This window comes from Aureimonas sp. SA4125, assembly GCF_019973775.1.
Classification (GTDB): domain Bacteria; phylum Pseudomonadota; class Alphaproteobacteria; order Rhizobiales; family Rhizobiaceae; genus Plantimonas.
Genome location: NZ_AP025032.1, coordinates 4228541 through 4249844 on the forward strand (window position 1 = coordinate 4228541; position 21304 = coordinate 4249844).

General features: G+C 67.0%; 22 protein-coding genes. 3 read left to right on the plus strand and 19 right to left on the minus strand.

Annotated features, from left to right (window positions below; all coding sequences use genetic code 11):
• Positions 1 to 7: 7 nt before the first annotated feature.
• Positions 8 to 604 (plus strand): GNAT family N-acetyltransferase, encoded by a 597-nt coding sequence (locus Sa4125_RS19960; RefSeq protein ID WP_224000933.1) that lies wholly within the window; start codon positions 8 to 10, stop codon positions 602 to 604.
• Here Sa4125_RS19960 and Sa4125_RS19965 read toward each other — a convergent pair.
• Positions 597 to 893, minus strand: a complete 297-nt coding sequence (locus Sa4125_RS19965; RefSeq protein ID WP_224000935.1) for a hypothetical protein — start codon at positions 891 to 893, stop codon at positions 597 to 599. The genes Sa4125_RS19960 and Sa4125_RS19965 overlap by 8 nt on opposite strands.
• Between Sa4125_RS19965 and Sa4125_RS19970 the strand changes: the two genes are divergently transcribed.
• Complete coding sequence (locus tag Sa4125_RS19970) at positions 857 to 1828, plus strand: SapC family protein (protein ID WP_224000937.1); 972 nt, start codon at positions 857 to 859, stop codon at positions 1826 to 1828. The two genes, Sa4125_RS19965 and Sa4125_RS19970, sit on opposite strands and share 37 nt — an antisense overlap.
• Positions 1829 to 1862: 34 nt before the next feature.
• Here the strand turns inward: Sa4125_RS19970 and Sa4125_RS19975 are convergent, their stop codons facing one another.
• The 13 genes from Sa4125_RS19975 to Sa4125_RS20035 all read right to left on the minus strand — a co-directional run bounded on the left by Sa4125_RS19975 (position 1863) and on the right by Sa4125_RS20035 (position 14936).
• Positions 1863 to 2519 carry an invasion associated locus B family protein gene (locus tag Sa4125_RS19975; protein ID WP_224000939.1) on the minus strand — a complete coding sequence of 219 codons (657 nt, stop codon included), beginning with the start codon at positions 2517 to 2519 and terminating at the stop codon, positions 1863 to 1865.
• Between the two features lie 490 nt (positions 2520 to 3009).
• The gene (locus Sa4125_RS19980) at positions 3010 to 3780 is read right to left on the minus strand and encodes an SDR family oxidoreductase (RefSeq protein WP_224000941.1); all 771 of its coding nucleotides are present in this window, start codon (positions 3778 to 3780) and stop codon (positions 3010 to 3012) included.
• Positions 3780 to 4703 (minus strand): dihydrodipicolinate synthase family protein, encoded by a 924-nt coding sequence (locus Sa4125_RS19985; RefSeq protein WP_224000943.1) that lies wholly within the window; start codon positions 4701 to 4703, stop codon positions 3780 to 3782. The genes Sa4125_RS19980 and Sa4125_RS19985 overlap by 1 nt, the downstream gene beginning before the upstream one ends.
• Positions 4700 to 5383, minus strand: coding sequence for an aspartate/glutamate racemase family protein (locus Sa4125_RS19990; protein WP_224000945.1), 684 nt, complete (start codon positions 5381 to 5383; stop codon positions 4700 to 4702). Before Sa4125_RS19990 ends, Sa4125_RS19985 begins: the two co-directional genes overlap by 4 nt.
• A gap of 16 nt (positions 5384 to 5399) precedes the next feature.
• Complete coding sequence (locus Sa4125_RS19995) at positions 5400 to 6848, minus strand: amidohydrolase family protein (protein WP_224000947.1); 1449 nt, start codon at positions 6846 to 6848, stop codon at positions 5400 to 5402.
• A complete protein-coding gene (locus Sa4125_RS20000; RefSeq protein ID WP_224000949.1) occupies positions 6841 to 8265 on the minus strand; it encodes an ABC transporter substrate-binding protein in 1425 nt (474 codons plus the stop codon). The genes Sa4125_RS19995 and Sa4125_RS20000 overlap by 8 nt, the downstream gene beginning before the upstream one ends.
• Positions 8262 to 9278 carry a dipeptide ABC transporter ATP-binding protein gene (locus Sa4125_RS20005; protein WP_224000951.1) on the minus strand — a complete coding sequence of 339 codons (1017 nt, stop codon included), beginning with the start codon at positions 9276 to 9278 and terminating at the stop codon, positions 8262 to 8264. The genes Sa4125_RS20000 and Sa4125_RS20005 overlap by 4 nt, the downstream gene beginning before the upstream one ends.
• Positions 9275 to 10258 carry an ABC transporter ATP-binding protein gene (locus Sa4125_RS20010; protein ID WP_224000953.1) on the minus strand — a complete coding sequence of 328 codons (984 nt, stop codon included), beginning with the start codon at positions 10256 to 10258 and terminating at the stop codon, positions 9275 to 9277. The genes Sa4125_RS20005 and Sa4125_RS20010 overlap by 4 nt, the downstream gene beginning before the upstream one ends.
• Before the next feature lie 11 nt (positions 10259 to 10269).
• On the minus strand, positions 10270 to 11145 hold the full coding sequence (locus tag Sa4125_RS20015) for an ABC transporter permease (RefSeq protein WP_224000955.1): 876 nt from the start codon (positions 11143 to 11145) through the stop codon (positions 10270 to 10272).
• Entirely contained in the window at positions 11146 to 12111 is a 966-nt protein-coding gene (locus Sa4125_RS20020) for an ABC transporter permease (RefSeq protein WP_224000957.1), read from the minus strand.
• A 59-nt stretch (positions 12112 to 12170) separates the two neighbouring features.
• Entirely contained in the window at positions 12171 to 13730 is a 1560-nt protein-coding gene (locus Sa4125_RS20025) for an ABC transporter substrate-binding protein (RefSeq protein ID WP_224000959.1), read from the minus strand.
• A 57-nt stretch (positions 13731 to 13787) separates the two neighbouring features.
• On the minus strand, positions 13788 to 14174 hold the full coding sequence (locus Sa4125_RS20030; RefSeq protein ID WP_224000961.1) for a VOC family protein: 387 nt from the start codon (positions 14172 to 14174) through the stop codon (positions 13788 to 13790).
• A 105-nt stretch (positions 14175 to 14279) separates the two neighbouring features.
• Positions 14280 to 14936, minus strand: coding sequence for a GntR family transcriptional regulator (locus Sa4125_RS20035; RefSeq protein ID WP_224000963.1), 657 nt, complete (start codon positions 14934 to 14936; stop codon positions 14280 to 14282).
• 140 nt (positions 14937 to 15076) lie between these two features.
• Between Sa4125_RS20035 and hydA the strand changes: the two genes are divergently transcribed.
• Complete coding sequence (gene hydA, locus Sa4125_RS20040) at positions 15077 to 16537, plus strand: dihydropyrimidinase (protein ID WP_224000965.1); 1461 nt, start codon at positions 15077 to 15079, stop codon at positions 16535 to 16537.
• 237 nt (positions 16538 to 16774) lie between these two features.
• Here hydA and Sa4125_RS20045 read toward each other — a convergent pair whose 3' ends face one another.
• From Sa4125_RS20045 to Sa4125_RS20065, 5 genes are read right to left on the minus strand one after another with little or no spacing between them, the layout of a single operon-like run.
• Positions 16775 to 17794: an ABC transporter substrate-binding protein gene (locus tag Sa4125_RS20045; protein WP_224000967.1), complete on the minus strand. Its 1020-nt coding sequence runs from the start codon at positions 17792 to 17794 to the stop codon at positions 16775 to 16777.
• 53 nt (positions 17795 to 17847) lie between these two features.
• Positions 17848 to 18579, minus strand: a complete 732-nt coding sequence (locus Sa4125_RS20050) for a GntR family transcriptional regulator (RefSeq protein ID WP_224000969.1) — start codon at positions 18577 to 18579, stop codon at positions 17848 to 17850.
• A 25-nt stretch (positions 18580 to 18604) separates the two neighbouring features.
• On the minus strand, positions 18605 to 19462 hold the full coding sequence (locus Sa4125_RS20055) for an ABC transporter permease (RefSeq protein ID WP_224000970.1): 858 nt from the start codon (positions 19460 to 19462) through the stop codon (positions 18605 to 18607).
• The gene (locus tag Sa4125_RS20060) at positions 19459 to 20274 is read right to left on the minus strand and encodes an ABC transporter ATP-binding protein (protein WP_224000972.1); all 816 of its coding nucleotides are present in this window, start codon (positions 20272 to 20274) and stop codon (positions 19459 to 19461) included. Before Sa4125_RS20060 ends, Sa4125_RS20055 begins: the two co-directional genes overlap by 4 nt.
• The gene (locus Sa4125_RS20065; RefSeq protein WP_224000974.1) at positions 20271 to 21299 is read right to left on the minus strand and encodes an ABC transporter substrate-binding protein; all 1029 of its coding nucleotides are present in this window, start codon (positions 21297 to 21299) and stop codon (positions 20271 to 20273) included. Before Sa4125_RS20065 ends, Sa4125_RS20060 begins: the two co-directional genes overlap by 4 nt.
• Positions 21300 to 21304 lie beyond the last annotated feature (5 nt).

Genomic DNA, 21304 nt, shown 5'->3' on the forward strand with positions numbered 1-21304 from the left:
AGGCGGGATGACTCGCAGAACAGCATTTGAGGCGCGGGACGTCGGCGAGACGGGCCTGAGAACGGCCGCCGCCATGTCGCGCCCGGCGCCGCCGGGAACGCTTTTCCGCGCCGCCACGATCGACGACTCGGTCTTCTTCGCCGCTCTCTACGCGTCGACCCGAGCGGAGGAACTGGCCCTGTCGGGCTGGCCGGCAGCCATGCAGGCGGCGTTCCTCGCCCAGCAGGCGGCGGCCCAGCATGCGCATTATGTCCAGTACTACGGCGACGCGGATTGGTGGGTGCTGGAGCGGAACGGCCGGCCGATCGGCCGGCTGATCCTGGCGCATTGGCCGAGCCAGCATCGCATCGTCGACATCGCGCTGCTGCCGGAAGCCCGCGGGCGTGGCCTCGGCGGGGCGATCCTCGCCAGCGTCATCGCCGCGGCGGAGGCCGGCGGCAAGCCGGTGTCCATCCATGTCGAGAAGGCCAACCCGGCCATGCGCCTCTACCGCCGCCTCGGCTTTGCGACCGTGGAGGACAAGGGCGTCTACGATCTGATGATGCGCCCCGCGGCCGCCCCCGGAAGGGTCGACACCGCCGGCCTGCGCCCGCCGGTCAGTTGAAGATGGCCTCGTACAGCATGCGCTCGCCCTGCCGCCCGACCGGAACCAGAAAAACCGGGGTGCCCTCGCTCTCTTCGCCGACGGGGGCGAGAGCCACCGTGCCCTGCGCGAGCGCGGGCGCAGCCGGCCCGGAAAAGTTCAGGCTAAAACTCATCCCGTCTGCGCGCAGGCCCTGGCCGAGCGGCGTCACCGCGTCGAGGACGAGCGGCACGACAGACCCGCCGATGCGCGCTTCGAACGCGCCCCCCGCGCATGCCTGCGCCGATTCCAGTGTCGTCAGCATCGCCATTTGCCACCCCGCTTCGCCCCTGCCGCGCCAGGATACCGGATTTGCGCGGAGCATCGATACCGGCAATTGCGGCGCCGGTATTTATCCCTCAACTTGCCTGGAGAGGTTCGCGACGCGGCATCGAAAGATACGCCGCCGAGCGGGCAGGCCACCATCGGGAGACGCTTGAGATGAGCCAGACCGAGCCCCTACTGCCGCTGTTCTATACGCGGCCGGAAGCCCTGCAGCCGGAGCGGCACGGATTGCTCGGGCTGAAGCCGGAACCGGATTTTCGTTTCGCCGCGCGGGCCGTGTCGGTGCCGATCAGCGCTGCGGAAGCGCCCTTCGCGGCGCGGCATTATCCGATCGTCTTTGCCACCGCCGGGGAGTTCCTACCGCTGGCGGTACTGGGCCTCTCGACCGGCGAAAACCTGTTCGTCGACGCGGCGGGCTTGTGGGAGCCGGGCGCGTACATTCCGTCCTATGTGCGGCGCTATCCGTTCGTCTTCGCGGCCGAAGATGAACAGGATCGGCTGACCCTCTGTGTCGACCGCGCGGCCGGCCGCATCGTCGAGGACGGCGGCGAAAAACTGTTCGAGGGCGGCAAACCGACGAAAGTGACCGACAACGCCCTCGATTTTTGCGCAGCCTTCGAGCGCGAGATCGCCGCGACGCGCAAGATCGTCGACCTCCTGCGCAAACACGCACTTCTCACCGAAAACCAGGCGACGATGACCCTGCCGAGCGGCTCGAAGATCGCGTTGACGGACTTCATGGTCATCGACACGACGGCTGCGGAAAAGCTCTCCGACGAGGTCTTCGCGGAACTGCGTCACAAGGGCGCCTTGCCGCTCCTCTTCGCGCAGATCGCGTCGCGGGCCGGATGGGGCGATCTCGCGCGCCGGCTTCCCGCAGGCCGCGGCGCGGCTGAGGCGGCAACCGTCACGGCGGCCTGAGCGGCGCCAGGGAGAAGCGTCCGGTCCCGCGCCGCTACGGGGTCTTCCCACCCGGGGCTTGGCCACCCGGGGCCTGGCCACCCGGGGCCGTCCCAGCCGAGGCCGTGCCAGCCGGTGCCGGGTCGCTCGCCCGGCCGGCCGTGTAGTCGGCGTAAGCGGCGGAAAAACCGACGAGCGTCACCGGGACGGTGACCGCCTGCTGCTGCGCCGACTGGAACGTCACGTCGAGGGCGCTGCCGGCCTTCAGCCTGTCGAGCAGGGCCGCGTCGAGGGCGGCGCCGGCATAGCTGCCGTTCTGGTCGGCGGTCTGGATGACCAGCTTCTGGGCCTCGCCCTTGTCGATCTGCATCTGCACCCCCGCGGGCAGGAACAGCCCATGCGGGAGCGCCAGGAGCAGCGCCGGGAGATTGTCCGCGCCGGGCTGGACCATCACCGTCAGCAATCGCTGCTGGCCCTTGCCCTGATCGGCCACGAGATTCTGCAGAACAGTGCAGCGCCTGGCCTCGCCGTCGCCGCTGCAATTGACCTGCCAGTTGCGTTCCGGCACGGCGGCTCCCGCCTTGGCTGCCGGAGCAGGTGCTGGCGCTGGTACCTGTGCGGGCGCCGCATCTTGCGCGGCAACCGGCGATCCGGTCGCGGCGGCCACGGCCATGGCAAGGATAAAACCGGCGGCGATGCGCGCTTTGGTCATCACGTCCCTCTCCCTCCTGATGCGCGCGGCATTCCGGTCGAGATGCGCTCGCCGCCCGGCGCTGGCGCATCTTTGCCCGAGCCGCCGGCACAGACAAGCCGGCTTCGGAGGAAGGCTGGATCAGGGGCATTCGGGCCGGAATCTCCGCGTTGAGGCCATTCGCTGCCTGGCGAAGTCGAGGAGACATGCCGCTCGATCCCTCCCGGTTCGGCATGCCCTCTTCGGCGATCGACCCCGCGTTCGCCGGCGACGGGTACCCCTTCTTCTTCCTTCCCGGAGCACTGAACGCCCGCATCGGGTGACGGCCTTGGCGCAGGGCCGGCCGTCACACCGCACGCTCATGGCTGGGGACGCCGAGGTCGGACAGAACGGGCCGGCGCATCTCCTGCCCGATCCGACGGTTTCCGGTCAGCCCATGGTCGGGATCGCAGTCACGTTCGGAACGACGGCACGACCTGGCTGCACAGCGGCCGTGCCCGCCAGGGCCGGCTCACAGCGATCGGATGGCCCCGCCATCGACCCGCAACCGGCTGCCCGTGACATAGGATGCCTGTTCGGACGCGATGAACGCCACGACCGCGGCGAATTCCTCGGGTCGGCCGTAACGACCGGCGGGAATGGCGGCGGCGGAGGTCTTCTGCACCGCCTCGACCGAGGAACCGGTGCGGCTGGCGGCCGCAGCGTCCAGTTCGTCGACGCGGCTGGTCTGGATGCGTCCGGGCATGACGATGTTCACCGTCACCCCATCGACGGCCACTTCGCTCGCCAGGGTCTTCGACCAGCCCGCCACGGCGGCGCGGATGCCGTTCGAGAGCGCGAGGTTCGGGATTGGCTGTTCGATGCCCGACGAGGCGATCGTCACGATCCGGCCCCACCGGCGCTCCCGCATTCCCGGCAGCAGCCTTTCGGTCAGATGGAACAGGTTTGCGGCCATCACCTCGAACTGGACGAGCCAATCGCCACGACCCGTCGTCGCGGCCAATCCGGGCGGCGGGCCGCCGGAATTGTTGACGAGGATATCGACCCCGCCCCGTTCCAGAATCGCGTCCGCCAGCCGGTCGACGGCGGCGAGATCCGACAGATCGGCCGCCATGGCGGTGAGGGTCGGCCGGCTTCCGGCCCAGGCCTCGATCGATTCCGCCTTGCGGGCGACCGCGATGACCTCGACCCCTTCGGCGAGCAGGGCTTCGGCGACGGCGCGTCCGAGGCCCCGGCTGGCGCCCATCACGAGCGCCCGCTTGCCGTTGATTTTCAGATCCATCAGTTCAGTTCCTTCAGGCGTTTTTCCTGTCGCGCGATCAACCGCTCGACCTCGGCGATCGACGCGGCGCTCAGGCTGCCGCCCGGACGGCGCAAGGCCCCATGGGCGATGATGCCGCGCCGCGCCATGGTGTATTTCCGCACGGCGAGGCCGATGCCGGGCTGCTGTTCGTAGCGCGCGAGCGGCAGGTAGGCGTCAAACAGATCCTGGCCGCGGTCGGCCTCGCCGACCTTGGCGTGCCGCACCACGCCGATCATCATCTCGGGATAGGCAAAGCCCGTCATGGCGCCGTCGGCGCCGCGGTGCATCTCTTCCGGCAGGAACATTCCGCCATTGCCGCAGAGGATCGATATGCGGCGGTTCAGGGCCCCGTCGGCGCGCAGCGCCGTGATCTTGTCGAGTCCCGGCCAGTCCTCGTGTTTCAGGCAAACGCAGCTCGGCAGCTCGTTCACGATGCGGCGGATGACGGGCACGGACATCTGCACGGACGTGACCAGGGGGAAATCCTGCAGGACGAAGGGGACGTCGCCGATAAAGCTCACGGCCTGCGCATAATAGGACACGATCTGGTCGTCGGTCCTGGCGGCCGAGGGCGGCGCGATCATGACGCCGGCGGCCCCGTCGTCCATCACCATCTGCGTCAGGGATGCCATCTGCGCAAAGCCCGGCGCGGAAACGCCGACAACGACGGGCACACGGCCGCCGACCCGCGCGAGGATCCGGCGGACGACGCACTGCGATTCCTCGATCGTGAGCTTCTGCGCCTCGCCCATCATGCCGAGGACCGTCAGCCCCGTCGCCCCCGCTTCCAGGTAGAAGTCGACCATGCGGTCGGTGCTTTCCAGATCGAGCGCACCGTCGGCGTGGAACGGGGTCACGGCGATGACGTAGACGCCCTCGGCCGCTTCGGTAAGTCTGGTCACGTGTTGGGTCCCCTTGTCGATTGGTAGGCTCTGGCCAGCGCCACGCGCCCGATGGCCATGGCGGCAGCCGCTTCGCAGGGCTCGACCACCGGGCGTCCCACGATCTCGGACAGTTCCGCGCGGTAGCTCGCCATGCCGGCACAGCCCAGAATGATGACCTCGGCCCCATGGCTGTCGCGCAGGCAGGTCGCGACATCGCGCAGGCGGGCCAGGGTGCGGTCCCGATCCGACAGTTCGGCAACGCCAAGCTCCAGCGGCAGGTCGGCGGCGAGGCGGTCCATCACACCCATCGCGCCCAGCATGCGCATGTGACGGGGCACCGACCGGGAGAGGATGGAGACAATGCCGAAACGCTGTCCCATCGTCATCGCGGTCAGAATCGCACTCTCCGCAATGCCGAGAACCGGATGGCGGCTCTGCTCGCGCAGGGCGGCCAGACCCGGATCGGAAAAGCAGGCGGTGACGAAGGCGGACGCCTCTGCTTCCAGTGTCGCGGCCCTGGCGAGAAGCGGCATCACCACGCCATCGACATGCGCCTGCGTCTCGATGCCCTTCGGCCCCTCGTCGAGCTGGATCGCGGCGATCGGCACGGGACTGGCCGCGCGCAGCGGCGCCATCGCCCGGTCGATCCCGTCGGTGACGGTCCGGCTCGAATTGGGATTGATCATGTAGATCGTCATCGGTCCCCTTCCCTCCTCATGCCGGCGCGGCAGGATAGCGTGCGCGGCCCCAGAATCCTTCCGGCAGAGCCAGCATCTCTCGCGCCCCCAGACGGTCGATCATTCGCTCCGCCTCGCGTTGCGCATTGGCCAGCACTGCGGCCTGGTCGGTGTGAACGGGCTTGCCGCCCCGCAGCAGAACCCTGCCGCCGACGACGACCGTCTCCACGTCGTTGCCATTGGCGAAATAAACGACGCGGAAGGGCTCCATGTTGACGGGATGGAGATGCGGCCGCTGCATGTCGATCAGGATCAGATCGGCGGCCTTGCCGGGTTCCAGCGAACCGATCACCTTGTCGAGCCCGAGTGCCTTGGCCGCATCGATCGTGACCATCTCCAGCGCCTTGCCGGGAGGAAGGACGGACGGATCGCGAAAGTGCCGACGGTGATAGTGCATCGCCTGCTGCATGTGGCGGAACATGTCGCCCGACCGGTCCGGCGCGGTCGCATCCGAGCCGATCGCCACCACCGCGCCGGTTTCCATCAGTTCGATCGCGGGGCAACGCCCCATCACGGAGGCGATGGCGGAAGGGTTGTGGGCGACCCGCGTCTGCGTTTCGGCGCAGAGGGCGATCTCGTCGTCATGGAGGTCGATGCAGTGCGACAGGAGGGCGTCGGGACCCAGAAGCCCCAGCGCCTGCGCCCGCCGCAACGAGCCGCGCCAGTGCCCGTCCTGCGTGAACAGCACGCCCCGCTCCCGGGACAGGGCCCGCACCACCTGCGCCTGGCGCACCGCCTCCGCATAAACTTCCGCGGGCATCTCGGCTTCGTGCTCGTCGCGCAGCACCGGGTAAAGCAGCGCGATGCTGAGGGTGCCCTTGCCGTGCCACTGGTCGATCAGATCGCGGCAGGTCGCCATCTGGCGCTCGAAGCTGACCGGATAGGGGACGGCGCGATCCTCGGCGTCGCGCCTCGCGTAAGTGCGGGGGTGTGGCGCCCGCGTCGGGCCGACGGCGACGACGGACCGTGTGCCGATATCGGCGACGCCGTCGCAATGCGCCGACCCGTACTGCGGATCGTCCGTCCGCATGATGGTGTCGCCGCCCCCGAGCAGCGATACGCCGCACGTCACGCCGAAGCGCAGGCGCTCCAGCGCGGCAAGCCGGGCCTCGGCATACCAGAACTCGGGCGGGGAGGCGGTGGTGTAGACCTCTCCGCAGATTTCCTCCCAGTGGTTGCCCTGCTCCATGCCCATGGTCTTGATCAGCCCGTGCCCGGCATGGGCGTGCACGTCGATCAGCCCGGGCAGCACGACCTTGCCCGCGGCGTCGATCACCTCCGCGGCCTGGTACGCGCTGTCGATTTCGTCCTTCGGACCGATCGCAAGGATCTTGCCATCGGCTAGGGCAACCGAGCCGTTGGCGATCACCCGGCGTTCCCCGTCCATGGTGATGATGCACGCGCCGGAAATGACGAGATCAGCCATGGGCCACCATCGGCAATCGCGTGACATCGAGGACGGCGTCGACACCCAGCGAAAAATCCGGATGCTCACCGACCAGGCCGACGACGCGCACGGGGTTGTAGAGGGTCAGCCAGGGTGGATCCGACTGCATCACGCGAAACGCCCGCCGGTAGATCGCCGCACGCGCCGCGTCATCGGGGCAGCGCCGGCCCGCGTCGATCAGCGCCTCGACCTCGCCATTGTGGTAGCCCTCCCACCACGAGCCCCTGACCCGCGCATCGAGCTTTTCGGCCAGGACACGATAGGTCGACAGCGGGCTGGAATCGAAGACCGCCAGGTCGCGTATCTCCTTGCGCCGGACCATGTGGGCGTAGGCCTCGCGATCCTCGTGATAGGTCACGTCCAGCGTGACCCCGATCCGCGACAGCTGCTCCGCCAGCGCCGCAGTCAGCCGCACCGCCTCGTCCGGCAGGCGGGTCGGGCAGGAAACGCCGAGGGTGAGCCCCTCCGGATATCCCGCCTCGGACATCAGGCGGCGGGCCGACGCCAGATCCGATGGCCGCGCCGCCGTCGCCTCGGCGCCGAAGTGGACGGGGCTGACAAAGCCGTAAAGCGGCGTCGCGCCGCCCTCCATCACGTCCCGCACCAGCGCCTCGCGGTCGAGGGCGAGATCGAGGGCGCGCCGCAGGCGACTGTCCGTCAGGGGACCCTCGGATGCATTCATCAGAAAGATGATCGCCACCGGATTGAGGACCTCGACGCGCGTGATCCCCGTCCCGAGCACCGTTCGGAAAGGCAGGTTCGTCGCCGCGTCTGCCCGTCGTTCACGCAAGGCGCTCGCCCGTTCTTCGGCGTCCGGCATGGCCCGGAAGATCAGCCCGGGCGCCGCGGGCTTCAGGGACGCCGGTTCCAGCTGGACCTCGCCCGCACGAACCCCGGCGATCCGGTAGGGTCCGGTGCCGGCCATGGCCGTCAGCTCGCCCGCGTCCATCCGCCCGAGACAGGCGGGGGAGACGACAAAAGCCTGCACCAGAACATCCAGAAGGTCGGCCATGGGCTCATCCAGTCGGATCCGGAGCGCCAATCCGTCGCACTCGATAGCCGCGTTCCCCAGATACTGCCGCCACACGGCCGGGGCCCCCAGCGTATAACCCTTGTCCTCGCGCGCCATGCGCTGCAGAGACTTCACGACGGCCGGCGCGTCGCAGGCGGTGCCGTCGTGGAACACGGCGCCGGCGCGCAGCACGAAGTCCCAGGTGCAGGCATCGGCGCTGACCGTCCAGCTCTCCGCCAGACCGGGGCCGAAGTGGGTCCCGACGCGGCGGACGAGCGTCTCCAATGCGGCGGAGAGGATCGACAGATCGTCGGCGGCGTCGGTGCAGTCGTGCGGATCGACGAGATCGGCCCTCCGCTGCAGGATGACGAGCGGCGCGGTCACGGCGTGTCCCTTTCGGGTTCGTCGGTCAGGTGGCAGGCGACGGACTGGCCGTCTCCCACGTCCCGAAGCAGGGGGCGCTCGGCGGCGCAGCGGTCCCAGGCGAAGGGGCAGCGGTTGCGGAAGCAGCAGCCGCTCGGCAGGGAGAGGGCGCTGGGAACCTCGCCCTGCAGCAGGATTTCCGGCCGCGAGCGGGCCGGATTGATGCTGGGCGCGGCGGACAGGAGAGCCCGCGTGTAGGGGTGGCGCGGCCGGGCGAAAAGGCCGTCGCGCGGGCCGATCTCGACCAGGAAGCCGAGATACATCACCCCGATGCGGTCGGCGATGTGATGCACCACCGACAGATCGTGGCTGATGAAGAGATAGGCCAGCCCGAACTCGTCGCGCAGATCCATCATCAGGTTGAGGATCTGCGCCTGGACGGACACATCGAGCGCCGAGACAGGCTCGTCGGCGATGATCAGGCCGGGATTGACAGACAGAGCGCGGGCAATGCCGATCCGCTGGCGCTGGCCGCCGGAGAACTGGTGCGGATAGCGCCCGGCATGCTCGGCGTTCAGGCCGACCTTCGCCAGCAGCGCGGCGACGCGCTCGCGAACCTCGGGCGCGGAGAGGCCCGCTTGCGCGCGCAGCGGCTCGGCGACGATGTCGCGCACCTTCTGCCTCGGGTTGAGCGAGGCATAAGGGTCCTGGAAGATCATCTGCATCTTCGAGCGATAGGGAAGCAGGGCCGTCTGGCCGAGGGAGGCGATGTCCGCGCCCTCCAGCCGGATTGAGCCCCCGGTCGGTTCGTAGATGCGGGCCACGGCCTTGGCCAGGGTCGACTTGCCGCAGCCGGATTCGCCGACGATCGCCAGCACCTCGCCCTTGGCGATGGAGAAGCTGACGCCGTTGACCGCCCTGACCACCAGCTCGCTGAGATGCAGGCGGCCGCCTTTCAGGCTGATCCGCTCGAGCAGGCCGGGATTCAGCCGGAACTCCTGCTGCAGGTCCTGCACGTCGAGCATGGCCGTCATGCCGCCTCTCCTGCCCGGAGCGGAAAGTGGCAGGCGGCGCTCCCGCCGTCCGGCTGTGCGACGAGCTGCGGCTCGACCTCGGCGCAGATCATCTGCGCGCGGGCGCAGCGAGCGCGAAAGGCGCAGCCCGTGGGAAGGTGCCGGACATCCGGCACCGTGCCGGGAATCTGCCGAAGCCGGGACGCGCGATGGTCGGGGTCCGGGATGGAATCGATGAGACCGCGCGTATAGGGATGCGCCGGCGCTTCCAGCACCTGCCGGACCGGGCCGGTCTCGACCACGCGGCCGCAGTACAGCACGACGATCTTGTCGACCATCTCGGCCACGACGGCGAGATCGTGGGTGACGAGGATCAGGGACGACCCCTGATCGCGGATCTCGCGACGGATGAGGCGAAGGATCTGCGCCTGGATGGTCACGTCGAGGGCGGTGGTCGGCTCGTCCGCGATGATGAGGCGCGGCTTGGCCAAGAGCGCAATGGCGATGACGACGCGCTGCCGCATGCCGCCGGAAAACTGGTGCGGATAGCTGTCGAGACGTTCTGCCGCGCGTGAAATGCCGTTGGTTTCCAGGACATCGATGCAGCGCTGCCGGCGGGCGGGTTTGTCGAGATCCGTATGCAGGCGCAGCATCTCGTCCATCTGGCGACCGATGGTGTGGACCGGATTGAGCGAGGTCATGGGGTCCTGGAAGATCATCGCGATCTCACGACCGCGGATTTCGCGCAGACGGCTCTCCGGCGCCTTGGCCAGATCCTCTCCCGCAAACTCGATCGTGCCGCCCTCGATCTTGCCCGGCGGATCGATGAGGCCGAGAAGCGAGTATCCCACCACGGACTTGCCGCCGCCGGATTCGCCGACGAGCCCCATGATCTCACCCGCGGCCAGATCGAAGCTCACGCCGTTCACCGCCTTCACGACGCCCGCGAAGGTGTGGAACCAGGTGCGCAGGTCGCGCACGCGCAACAGGGGCTCGGCCATCATCGGCAATCCTATTTCAACCGCGGATTCAGCTCGTCGCGGAGAAAGTCCCCGAGCAGGTTGATGCCGAACACCATCGCCATGATCATCAGGCCGGGGAAAAGCGAGGTCCACCAAAGCCCGGAGAACAGCACGTCGAAGCCGTTCTTGATCAGGAGGCCGAGCGAGGGCTGCGTGACCGGCACGCCGACGCCGAGAAAGCTCAGCGAGGCCTCGATCAGGATGAAGGTGCCGACCTGCACCGTGGCGATGACGATCAGCGGCGTCATGACGTTGGGAAGGATGTGCCGCCAGATGATCGCCCGGTTGCGAAGACCGGCCACCTGCGCCGCCTGCACATATTCGCGGCTGCGCTCGCCGAGCGTCGAGCCGCGCACGGTTCGGGCGTAGACGACCCAGCCGACAGCCGTCAGCGCGATCAGGATCTTGTCGATGCCGGTGCCGAAGGCCGACATCAGGAACAAAGCGATCAGCATCGAGGGAAACGACAGCTGGATATCGGCGATCCGCATGATCAGCGCGTCGATCCAGCCGCCGAAATACCCCGCCATCAGCCCCAGGAAGGTTCCGATCACACAGGACAGAAGGGTCGCCGCGACCCCGATCAGCGCCGAGATCCGCGTGCCGTAGACGACGGCGGCGAGGACGTCGCGCCCCTGGCCGTCGGTGCCGAGGAGATATTGGGTGCTGCCGCCGTCGAGCCAGGCCGGCGGCAGGTAGCTGTCCAGCAGCTCGAGCTGCATGACGTCGTAGGGATTTTGCGCCACGAGCGACGGCCCGGCCGTGACGATGAACAGACAGACCAGCAGGATGGCGCTGCCACTGATCGCCGAGACGTTCCGGCGCCAGTTGAACGCCATCTGCGATGCCAGAAATCCGCTGATCATCTATTTCACCGTGATGCGCGGATCGATCAACGTATAGAGAACGTCGATGACGAAGTTGATGACGACGAAAATCAGGGCGACCAGCATCAGATAGACGACGATCACCGGCCGGTCGGCGCGGTAGATGCTGTCGATCAAGAGCTTTCCCATGCCGGGCCAGGCGAAGATGGTTTCGGTGATGGTCGCGAAGGCGATGAGATCGCCCAGCTGCAGGCCGAAGATGGTGACGACCGGGATCAGGGCGTTGCGCAGGCCGTGACCGTAGAGAACGCCCCGTCGCGAAACTCCCTTGGCGCGGGCGAATTTCATGTAGTCCTGCCGCGTCACCTCCATCATGCCGGCGCGCGTCATCCGCAGCACGATGGCGAGGGTGCCGACCGACAGGGTGACGGCGGGAAGGACGATGTGCTGCCACCCCGACGCCGTCGCCAGCGAGGTCTCGACCCCGAAGATCGTGCCGACCGTGCCCCGGCCGGAAGACGGAAAGATCCGGTATTCCACGGCCAGCACCCAGATCAGCATCATGCCGACCCAGAAGCCCGGCAGCGACACGCCGAGCAGCGAGCCGGACATGATCAGCCGCGACAGGGGCTTTCCCGGATTGGCACCGGCGTAGACGCCGAGCGGAATCGCGACGGCGGTCGCGAAGGCCATGGCGACGAGGACGATTTCCATCGTCGCGGGGAGCCGCTCGAGGATCAGGCCGAAGGCCGGCTGGCGAAACACGTAGGACAGACCGAAATCGCCCTGCAGCAGCCCGGAGAGGAAGATGCCGTATTGGACGATCATCGGGCGGTCGAGGCCGAGAATGCGGCGCGCCTGGTCGATCTCGCTTTGCGTCGCATCGATCGGAACGACCATGTACACCGGGTCGCCGGTGAAGGTCATCATCAGGAAGACGATCACGGAAACCGCCCAGAGGACGACGACCATCTGGACCAGCCGCCGGACTGTGAAAGCAAACATTTCTGGTCCTCAGCCGAAAGACCCGGCGCCCCAGCGGGGCGCCGAGCCAAAGGGATCAACTATTCGGCGACGTCCATTTCGTAGGCCCAGATGAACTTGTCGACGCGCGGCGTGAAGGTCACCCCGCTGCGCGAGGCGTAGACGTCCTGCTCGTAGTGGACGGGAACCATCGGGATGTCCTGCAACAGGATCCTGGTCGCCTCCTGCAGGTGGGCGTCGCGCTCGTCGAGCTTCGACGTCGAATCCGCCTTGTCGAGGAGAGCGTCCACCTCGGGATTGGTGTAACCGGTCCGGTTCACCTCGCCATAGCCGGGCTTTTTGTCCCGGCTGTAGTAAAGCGCGCCGTACATCGAACCGGCGTCGCCGGACGGCACGTCCCAGCCGGACATGATGAGGCTGGAATTGTCGGACGGCACGCGGATATAGCCCCAGAAGTTCGATTTCGGCATCAGGTTGAGCTTCAGCTGGATGCCGATCTTCGCCAGCATGGAAGCCAGGGCCTGGGCGATCTGCGCGTCGTTGACGTAGCGGTTGTTGGTCGCATCGAGGGTCATCGCGAAGCCGTCGGCGAAACCGGCTTCCGCCATCAGCGCCTTGGCGCGGGCAATGTCGAACGGGTACATCGCGCGGAAATCGACCCCGTCGACATAGCCGAGATGCGACTCCGGCACGTACTGCTGCGACGCGGTGGCAAGGCCGTTCATGATCACCTTGTCGATGGTGGCGACGTCGATGGCGCGTGCGATGGCCTCGCGGACGCGGCGGTCCGTCATCGGGTTCTTGTCGAGCGCGATGGTCGGTGATTTTTCGCGCACGTCGAGTGCCAGGAGAATGTTCAGAAGGCTCGGCCGGGTCAGGACCGTGACGCCCGTCTCCGCCTTCACGCGCTCGATGTCGCGGACGGCGAGATCCTGGACGACATCGAGTTCCCCGGTGAGCAAAGCGGCGGTGCGCGTCGCCGGATTGGTGATCGGGCGGAACACCACGGTGTCGATCTTCGCTTTGCCGCCGTAATAATCCGGGAAGGCTTCGAGGGTCAGACGATCCTCCTTCGCCCATTCCTTCAGCTGGTACGGCCCCGTGCCCATCGGCTTCAGGCCGAGTTCCGCATCGCCGACGGACTTCACATAGGCCTCGTTCAGGATGAGGATGGCGGCCAGATCGTTCGGCAAGGCGGCGTAGGGGCCGGGCGTCGCGATCTCGACGGTGAGATCGTCGACCGCCGTCGCGCTGGCAATGTTCGCCGAGAGGTTGGACATCACCGACGCCTTCAGGCGATCGATGGTGAATACCACGTCCGAGGCCTTCAGCGTTTCCCCATTGTGAAACTTCACGCCGGGCCGCAGCTTGAACACCCAGGTCTTCTCGTCCTTCTGCGACCAGCTTTCGGCCAGGCCGGGGCCGAACTGGAGGTCGGCGTCGCGCCGCACCAGCGGGTCGTAGACGTGGTAGAACATGATGTTGCTGGAGAGCTCCTCACCCGCCTGGGGGTCGAGGATGGTCGGGTCCGAGGTCAGGCCGATGGTCAGATCCTTGGCATCCGCCAGAGTGGCGAAGGGCAGCGCCAGCGCCAGGGTCGCGGTGGTCAAAAGACGGCGCATCGTGAGGTGTAGGGTCATGGACGTTCTCCTTACTGGAATGACTCGCCGGCCTTCGCCGTCTCGTTGCGAACCTGGTCAGTCGAGCGCCGACTGAACCTCGATCTGGTAGCCTTCGGGATCGTTGAAGACGAAGGCGCGGATGCGCAGCGCCGCACTGCTCTTCGGCTCGCTCAGGCCATCGACGCCCTGGCTCGCGACGAAGGCGTGCCACGCATCGACGTCGGGAACGCGGATGCAGATCTGGACCGGCTTGGGGTCGGATGCGCGGTGCATGCCGCGCGTCTCGTCGACGAGCCCGAGATGGGCGGCGCCGGTGATGCGGTAGATCTTCGACCAGCCCTGGTCGATGGCGAGGCTGAACCCCAGCACCCGTTCGTAGAAGGCCACGGCACCGGCGAGGTCGCGATAGTAGAGAAAAGTGATGCCGAGGATCGGTCCCTCGGGTCGCGCATCCGCATCCATGTCGCACCTCATTCCGTATACTCCCGCCATCCAAGCGGTATACACACAGAATGGCAAGTGCTTTTTTAGCCCCCGCTCAGTCGGCGACGCGGATACCTGGCGAAACTAGAACAGCCGGGAGAGGTGGTTGAGGATCGCGCTGCGGGCGTTCTCGATATGGGTGCGCATGGCCAGCTCGGCGCGCTCGGGATCCCGCGCCAGGATCGCGTCGATGATTTCGATATGTTCGTGGCAGCCGGGTTCGAACCGCTCCGGAATGGACCCCTTGTCGAACATCCGCGTCTTCAGCTTCAATCCCTTGACCAGCTCGGTCAAAAGGCTGGACCCGGCCGTCTTGGCGACGAGGCAATGCAGGCTCTCGTCGAAATCGGCATATTCCGTCACGCTGGGACGGGCTCCCTGCAGATACTGGGTCAGTCGCCCCCTGAGCGCCAGAAAGGGCTCCGGCGAAGCGTTGACCCCTGCCGCCTGCCGCGCCGTCTCGCTCTCCAGCAGCCGGCGAACATGAAGGATCTCCATGATTTCGGACACCGAAATGCGGCTGACGGTCGGCACGCCGCCGCCGCTGCGTGTCACCAGTCCCTCGCTCGTCAGTTTGGCGACCGCCTCGCGAACAGGCGTGCGGGAGACCCCCAGCCGCTCGGCAAAGACCTTTTCCTGCAACGGCGTGCCGGACGGCAGCTCGCCGGCGAGGATCATCCCCCGGAGGCGTTCGTGCACGGAATGGCCGAGGGTCTGCACGACCGGTCTGTCTTGGTTCATGTCGGCCCCTGGGCTTTGATCGGGTCTTTGCCCTCTCTGGGTCTTACGCGGTTTCGCCTCGAAACGAAATCGCTTGCGAATAAGTGTATACTGCAGGTATTCGGGATGAGGATATTCGGCCACTGCCGCGAGGACAAGTCATGCATGACGTGCTGATCGAGGGCGGCCTGGTCGTCACAGCCAGCCAGACCATGCAGGCGGACGTCGCCATCCGCGAAGGCCGCATCGAGGCTGTCGGCTCGAACCTCGGCGCTGCTCGAACGCGCATCGATGCGCGTGGCAAAATGGTCATGCCGGGCGGTGTCGATACCCATTGCCACGTGGAACAGATTTCCGGCGCTGGACTGATGAACGCCGATACATTCGAGTCCGCGACGCGGTCCGCCCTCTGCGGCGGCACGACCAGCATCGTCTCGTTCGCCGCCCAGCATCCGGGGCAGCGGCTGCGCGGCGTGGTCGACGCCTACCAGGCGCTTGCCGCCAAGGGCGCGATGATCGACCATGCCTTCCACCTGATCGTGTCGGACATTGCCGGCGACAACCTCGCGCGCGACCTCCCCGAACTGATCGGGGAAGGACATCGGTCGATCAAGATCTTCACGACCTATGACAAGGTGCGCCTTGCCGACGAGGCCATCCTCGACGTCCTGTGGACGGCGAAGGAAAGCGGCGCCCTCGTCTGCTTCCATGCGGAAAACGACGGCCTGATCCGCTGGATGACCCGCCGGCTTCTGGACAGCGGCAGGACCGAAGCGCGCTTCCACCCGCTGTCGCATCCCCGCGCCGCCGAGATCGAAGCGCTGGCGCGGATGTGCGTCTTTGCCGAGTTTACCGGGCAACCGATCATGCTGTTCCACGTCTCGACCCGCGAGGGCGTCGAGATCGTGCGGGCGGCCCGCGCCCGCGGCGTTCCGGTCGTGGCGGAGACCTGCCCGCATTATCTGTTCATGACCGGCGACCAGTTGAACCTCGCCGGACAGGAAGCCGCCGGCCTGATGTGCAGCCCGCCGCAACGACGGCGCGATGATCAGGATGCGCTTTGGGCCGGTCTCGAGGGCGGCGCGCTTCAGGTGGTCTCGTCGGACCATGCGCCCTACCGTCTGGACGCGACCGGGAAGTTCGCCCATGGCGCGGCTGCGCCCTTCAACCGCATCGCCAACGGGATGCCGGGCCTCGAACTGCGCCTGCCGCTGATGTTCGACGCGATGGTCAGCGGCGGCCGGCTGGGAGCGCAGAAGTTCGTCGCGCTGACAGCGACGTCCCCGGCAGAGATCTTCGGCCTCACCGGCAAGGGCCGGATCGACGTCGGCGCCGATGCCGACATCGCCGTTTGGGACCCCGATCGGAAGGTCACCTTCGGCAAGGACGACCTGCACGACGCGACCGGCTACAATCCCTTTGCCGGACGGACGGTGACCGGATGGCCGGAAACCGTCTTGTCGCGCGGCGAGATCGTCGTGTCCGGCGGCAGATGCCTTGCAACACCCGGGCGGGGAAGGCGGATCGTCATGGCGCGATCGCAGGCCATGCGGCCCAGCACGCGAGCCGAAGCCGACGAACTGGACCATGAAACCAGGGAGCCGGAGCGTGCGACCCCCTGATTGTCCGTGCGATGGCGGTTTGCAGCCGCCGCCGGGGCCGCCCGGCCTCGATAGCGCGGAGGCCTTGCAGTGCCGCTTGTTCGGAGCCGGCGGTTTTCCCCTGCATCGCAAGCGGCGCGGCGCTTTCTGCTGGCGCGGTGCCAAGATGCTGCCGATCCGCTTTACCGGGGCTGGCAAATCCCCTCGCCCCGAATGCTCCAGGCTTTCCGCCGGGGGCGCCAAACCTGCCCAAGACGATCAGCGGGCCTTGGACCAGGCTTCCACGAAATCGTTGCTGTAGGCCGCGTCGAGATCGGGCAACGGCTTGGCCAGGTCGCCGGAGGCGAGCAGGCTGTCGTGCCAGGCTGTCCAGGCAGCCGGGTCGTTTTCTCCCAGGCGCTTGCCGTCCGGCGGAGTCTGCCGGGCAATGATCGCTTCCGTCAGGGCCCGCGCGAAATCCGGATCCTCGCCCTCCTGCGGATTGCCGGTCGCCGTGTGCCGCAGCACCGTCTCGATGTTGGCCTTGTCCATCGCAAAGGTCGAGCCGCGCGCCACGGCCCGGCCGAAGCCTTCGATGACATCCGGGTTTTCGGCGATGAAGGGCGCGAGCGCCACGAAGCCGTTGCCGAAGAAGGTGCGGAACCGATCCGGGGTGATGTTTGCCATCGGCAGACCGCGCTGGTTGAGGATGGCGCCGTCGCTGGTCGCCGCCGCATAGGCGTCGATGTCGCCGCGGCTGAACCCGGCGACCGCCAGGCCGCCATCGCCGACCACGAGGAATTCGTAGTCCTCGCCTTCCTTCATGCCGGCCGCCGCCATGATCGTGCGCGCGAAAGCCGTCTCGGCTCCGTCGGCGGTGCCGACGCCGATCACCTTGTCGCGCAGGTCCTGCGGCGAGGCGATGCCCGAATCCGACGGAACGAGCACGCCGAAGGCGCTCTGCGGATTGAGGTTGTAGAAGAACTGCACGTCGAGCCCGTTGGCACGCGCGCTGATGGTCGGCCCGGCGCCCGGTTGGCCGATCTCGGCCTGGCCTGCGGCCACCGCCTGCAGAACGGCAGCCGAACCATTCACCGCCTGGATCGTCACCTTGAGCCCCTCATCAGCGAAATAGCCCTCACCGATGGCGGTCCAGACCGGCGTGATGTTGATGGCCGAGGGATTGGCGAGCACCACGGTGATCTCGCGCGGCGCCGGCCTGTCCTGGGCTGCCGCCAGGCCGGTCGCCATCAGGCCGGCCAGCGCCGCCGTGGCGGTGATCATCCAATTGGGTCGCATGTGGTTTCCTCCCGTTGTCTGTGGCTGCCGCCGTCCCTCGCGGGGACGGCGTGTCAGTCCGTGGCTGCCGCCTCCGCTTCGCCCGGCACCGGCGCGCTGGTCTGTTCCTCGAGCTGTCTGAGGGTCAGCCTGTAGTGTGCGGTCAGGCGCTCCGTCGCCCGGGCGATGTCGCCGTCGATCGTCGCCTCCATGATGGCGCGGTGCTCCTCGCGCGAATCGCGGCGGGGATAGGATCCGGACATCGAGGCGAAGCGGTAGCGCTCGGCATGGTCCATCATGTCGTGGCAGAAGCCGGTGATCCACGACGAGCCGCTGTTGCCGATCAGCGCGTTGTGAAAGGCGCGATGACGTTCTTCCCAGGCGGAATTGTCGCCCTCCTCGCCGGCGAGACGAACCGGCTCGCGATCCAGCCGGTAGTGGGTGGTGATCAGCTCGTCCTCCCAGGCCTGCGTCCGGTTGAGGATCGACTGCTCCAGTGCCAGCGCCTCGATCCAGCACCGCGACTGCACCAGTTCGCGGAACGCTCTGAGGGTCAAAGGCGGCACGAAGAAGCCGCGCTGGTCGCGGCGGTCGACCAGACGCTCGGCCGATAGCCGGTTCAGCGCCTCCCGGACCGGGTTGATGCCGGAATCGTAGCGCTGCGCCACCTGGTCGATCTGCAGCTTCTGTCCCGGCTTCATCGTGCCGTTGAGGATGTCGCGCCGCAGTTTGTGATAAACGAGGGTTGCCGACGTCGTCTTGTCGGAGGGCTTCTGCAACGGCGGCTCGGGGGCCAGTGAGATCATAGACGCGCGCCTTTCTCGGCGGCCCTCAGAGACCGGGACCGCCTGCAACCGACGACTTATGCCAGAAGACGAAGCGCCGCTCGACCCACACGACGGTCCAGAACAGAGCCAGACCCAAGCCCGACAGGAAGACGATCAGGGAAAAGATGCGCGGCGTGTTGAGCTGCGATGCCGCGACGCGGATCAATTCGCCAAAACCCTTGCCGCCCCCCAGGAATTCGCCGGTGATGGCGCCGGCCATGACGCCGACCGAGGCGATCTTCAGCCCGGTGAAGATCTGCGGCAGGCCGGTCGGCAACTTCATGCGGAACAGCGTCTGCCATCGGCTGGCGCCGAGCGTCTTGAACAGCATGCGCGAGTTGTCGCTGGCGACATGCAGTGCAGCCGCCGTGGCGACGACGATCGGGAAGGTGGCGATGAATGCCGCGAGCGCGACCTTCGAGGAGATGCCGAAACCGAGCCAGGCGACGAACAGCGGCGCGAAGGCGACCTTCGGCATGGTGTCGATCGCGACGAGATAGGGAAGGACCACCCTCTCGCCAAAGCTGGTTTCGCCGACCAGGAGCCCAAGCGAGAAGCCGATCGCCATGGCGATGATGAAGCCGTAGATGACTTCCTTGATGGTGATCCAGAGTGCAGCGAGCATGTAGCCGCCTGACAAGAGATTCGTGCCGACAAAGATGATGTCCTCCGCCACTTCGATCGGTGACGGCAGGATGATAGGCGACACCAGTTCAAAAAGGTGGACGAGTTGCCAGAGTCCAATGAACACGGCGAAAAGCAGCGCCATGGCGACAGGCCGCGGCACGCGGTCGATGACTGAAGCACGTTCCGTCCAGACCGTGTCCGGAGCCGTCACCTCCGTGGCGGAATACTCGCTCATTGGAGAGCTCCTTCGTCGAGAAGCGACCGGATGCGGCGAACATAGGCGGCAAGCTGCGGATCGGTCAGCATGTCGAGGGTACGGGGCCGTGGCAGGTCGATCTCGATGATCTCGACAAAGCGGCCTGGCCGCGGCGACATCACATAGACGACGTCAGACAGGATGACCGCCTCGGGGATCGAATGGGTGACGAGAAAGGCGGTGGCGCCCTTTTCGAGGCAGATGCGTTGCAACTCCATGTTCATGAAGTCGCGCGACAGCTCGTCCAGCGCGCTGAAGGGCTCGTCGAGCAGCAGCATGGAAGGGTCTGTCACCAGCATGCGGCAGATCGCGGCACGCTGCGCCATGCCGCCCGACAGCTTGTCGGGATAGACGTTCTCAAAGCCCGAGAGGCCGACGAGGTCGAGCAAGGCGCGGGCCGTGTCATGGCCCGCCTTTGCAGCCGCAGAGCCGTCCCGGATCTCGATCGGCAGAACGACATTCTCCAGTGTCGTTCGCCAGGGAAACAGCGTTGCCTGCTGGAACATCATGCCGATGTCGCGGCGGGGGCCCATGACCGGCGTGCCGTTGAGCACGACCCGGCCACTGGTCGGAGGGACAAGACCCGCCATGATCTTCAGCAGCGTGGACTTGCCGCAACCCGATGGCCCGATGATCGCCGAGAAACTGCCACGCTTCAGCGTCAGGTCGACGGTGTCGATCGCGTGTATCGCACCCCGCCCATAACTCTTCGTGACGCGCGACAGCTCGTAGACGATGGGGCGGCCGGCGTCGGCGACGACGCGATCCATAGCGCCGGCCGCCGCGCTCATTGCGCGTTCCAGCCGTCGATGAACCGGTTGGTGTAGGCGGCCTCGAGATCGGCCAACGGCGCCTTCAGCGCCCCGGTCTCGACCTGAGCCTTGTGCCACAACTCCCAATGCTCGGGCGGCTGGAAGCCGTAGCCCTTGCCGCGCACCTGCTCCTGCGGATTGATCCGTGTCTGTGCGGCTTCCAGAAGCAAGGCCGCGAGAGCCGTGTCCTCACCCTCCTGCGGGTTCGCCGCCGCGGCATGGGCCAGTGTCTTTTCGTTGTTGGCGGGGTCCAGACCAAAGCGCGTTCCCTTGACCAGGGCACGGCCGAAACGCTCGATGACGCTTTCGTTCTTGTCGAGATAGTCCTTTGTGACAGCCCAGCCATTACCGAAATAGCTGAGGAAGCCGTCCGGCGTGATTTCACGCAAGGGGATGCCGCGCGCCTCGATGATGGCGGCGTCGCTGGCCGCCGCGGCATAGGCGGCCACTTCCTTGCCGAGGATCGCCGCGGCCGCCGTGCCGCCGTCGCCGATCGACAGGAACTGGTAGCCCTGGTTCTCCATCAACCCGGAAGCCGCCATGATCGCACGGGTGAAGCCCACCTCGGCGCCGTCCGCCGTTCCCACGCCGATCGTCTGGTCCTTGAGCTCGGCGGGATCCTTCACGGTCGACTCTTCGGGGACGACGAGGCCGAAGATCGAATTGGGATATTGATTGTAGATGAAAACGATCTCTTCCCCGCGTTCGCGCGCCGCCAGGACGGGTCCAGGGCCGGGATTGCCGATCTGCGCCTGGCCGGAGGCGAGCGCCTGCAGGACCGAGGCCGAGCCGTTGACCGCTTCCACCGTGACGGTCAGCCCTTCCTCCTCGAAATATCCCTCGCCGACCGCATTGTGCAGCGGAAAATTGTTTAGCGCCGAGGGGTTGGGAACGACGATGGTGAGGGCGACGGGCTCCTGGGCCAAGCTCGCGCTGCCGGAGAGCACCAGCGCGGCGAAGCCGGCCAGGATGCCAATGGGGGTCGATGACCTGCGAAATGCCATGATGA

What these genes read in the sequence shown, in the direction of transcription:
- Sa4125_RS19975 (WP_224000939.1), bottom strand. Translation starts at nt 2,519, where the DNA reads ATGACCAAAGCGCGCATCGCCGCCGGTTTTATCCTTGCCATGGCCGTG.
- hydA (WP_224000965.1), top strand. Translation starts at nt 15,077, where the DNA reads ATGCATGACGTGCTGATCGAGGGCGGCCTGGTCGTCACAGCCAGCCAG.
- Sa4125_RS20035 (WP_224000963.1), bottom strand. Translation starts at nt 14,936, where the DNA reads ATGAACCAAGACAGACCGGTCGTGCAGACCCTCGGCCATTCCGTGCAC.
- Sa4125_RS20030 (WP_224000961.1), bottom strand. Translation starts at nt 14,174, where the DNA reads ATGGATGCGGATGCGCGACCCGAGGGACCGATCCTCGGCATCACTTTT.
- Sa4125_RS20045 (WP_224000967.1), bottom strand. Translation starts at nt 17,794, where the DNA reads ATGCGACCCAATTGGATGATCACCGCCACGGCGGCGCTGGCCGGCCTG.
- Sa4125_RS20060 (WP_224000972.1), bottom strand. Translation starts at nt 20,274, where the DNA reads ATGAGCGCGGCGGCCGGCGCTATGGATCGCGTCGTCGCCGACGCCGGC.
- Sa4125_RS20050 (WP_224000969.1), bottom strand. Translation starts at nt 18,579, where the DNA reads ATGATCTCACTGGCCCCCGAGCCGCCGTTGCAGAAGCCCTCCGACAAG.
- Sa4125_RS20015 (WP_224000955.1), bottom strand. Translation starts at nt 11,145, where the DNA reads ATGATCAGCGGATTTCTGGCATCGCAGATGGCGTTCAACTGGCGCCGG.
- Sa4125_RS20055 (WP_224000970.1), bottom strand. Translation starts at nt 19,462, where the DNA reads ATGAGCGAGTATTCCGCCACGGAGGTGACGGCTCCGGACACGGTCTGG.
- Sa4125_RS19980 (WP_224000941.1), bottom strand. Translation starts at nt 3,780, where the DNA reads ATGGATCTGAAAATCAACGGCAAGCGGGCGCTCGTGATGGGCGCCAGC.
- Sa4125_RS19960 (WP_224000933.1), top strand. Translation starts at nt 8, where the DNA reads ATGACTCGCAGAACAGCATTTGAGGCGCGGGACGTCGGCGAGACGGGC.
- Sa4125_RS20010 (WP_224000953.1), bottom strand. Translation starts at nt 10,258, where the DNA reads ATGGCCGAGCCCCTGTTGCGCGTGCGCGACCTGCGCACCTGGTTCCAC.
- Sa4125_RS19970 (WP_224000937.1), top strand. Translation starts at nt 857, where the DNA reads ATGCCTGCGCCGATTCCAGTGTCGTCAGCATCGCCATTTGCCACCCCG.
- Sa4125_RS20005 (WP_224000951.1), bottom strand. Translation starts at nt 9,278, where the DNA reads ATGACGGCCATGCTCGACGTGCAGGACCTGCAGCAGGAGTTCCGGCTG.
- Sa4125_RS20025 (WP_224000959.1), bottom strand. Translation starts at nt 13,730, where the DNA reads ATGACCCTACACCTCACGATGCGCCGTCTTTTGACCACCGCGACCCTG.
- Sa4125_RS20065 (WP_224000974.1), bottom strand. Translation starts at nt 21,299, where the DNA reads ATGGCATTTCGCAGGTCATCGACCCCCATTGGCATCCTGGCCGGCTTC.
- Sa4125_RS20020 (WP_224000957.1), bottom strand. Translation starts at nt 12,111, where the DNA reads ATGTTTGCTTTCACAGTCCGGCGGCTGGTCCAGATGGTCGTCGTCCTC.
- Sa4125_RS19995 (WP_224000947.1), bottom strand. Translation starts at nt 6,848, where the DNA reads ATGGCTGATCTCGTCATTTCCGGCGCGTGCATCATCACCATGGACGGG.
- Sa4125_RS19990 (WP_224000945.1), bottom strand. Translation starts at nt 5,383, where the DNA reads ATGACGATCTACATGATCAATCCCAATTCGAGCCGGACCGTCACCGAC.
- Sa4125_RS19965 (WP_224000935.1), bottom strand. Translation starts at nt 893, where the DNA reads ATGGCGATGCTGACGACACTGGAATCGGCGCAGGCATGCGCGGGGGGC.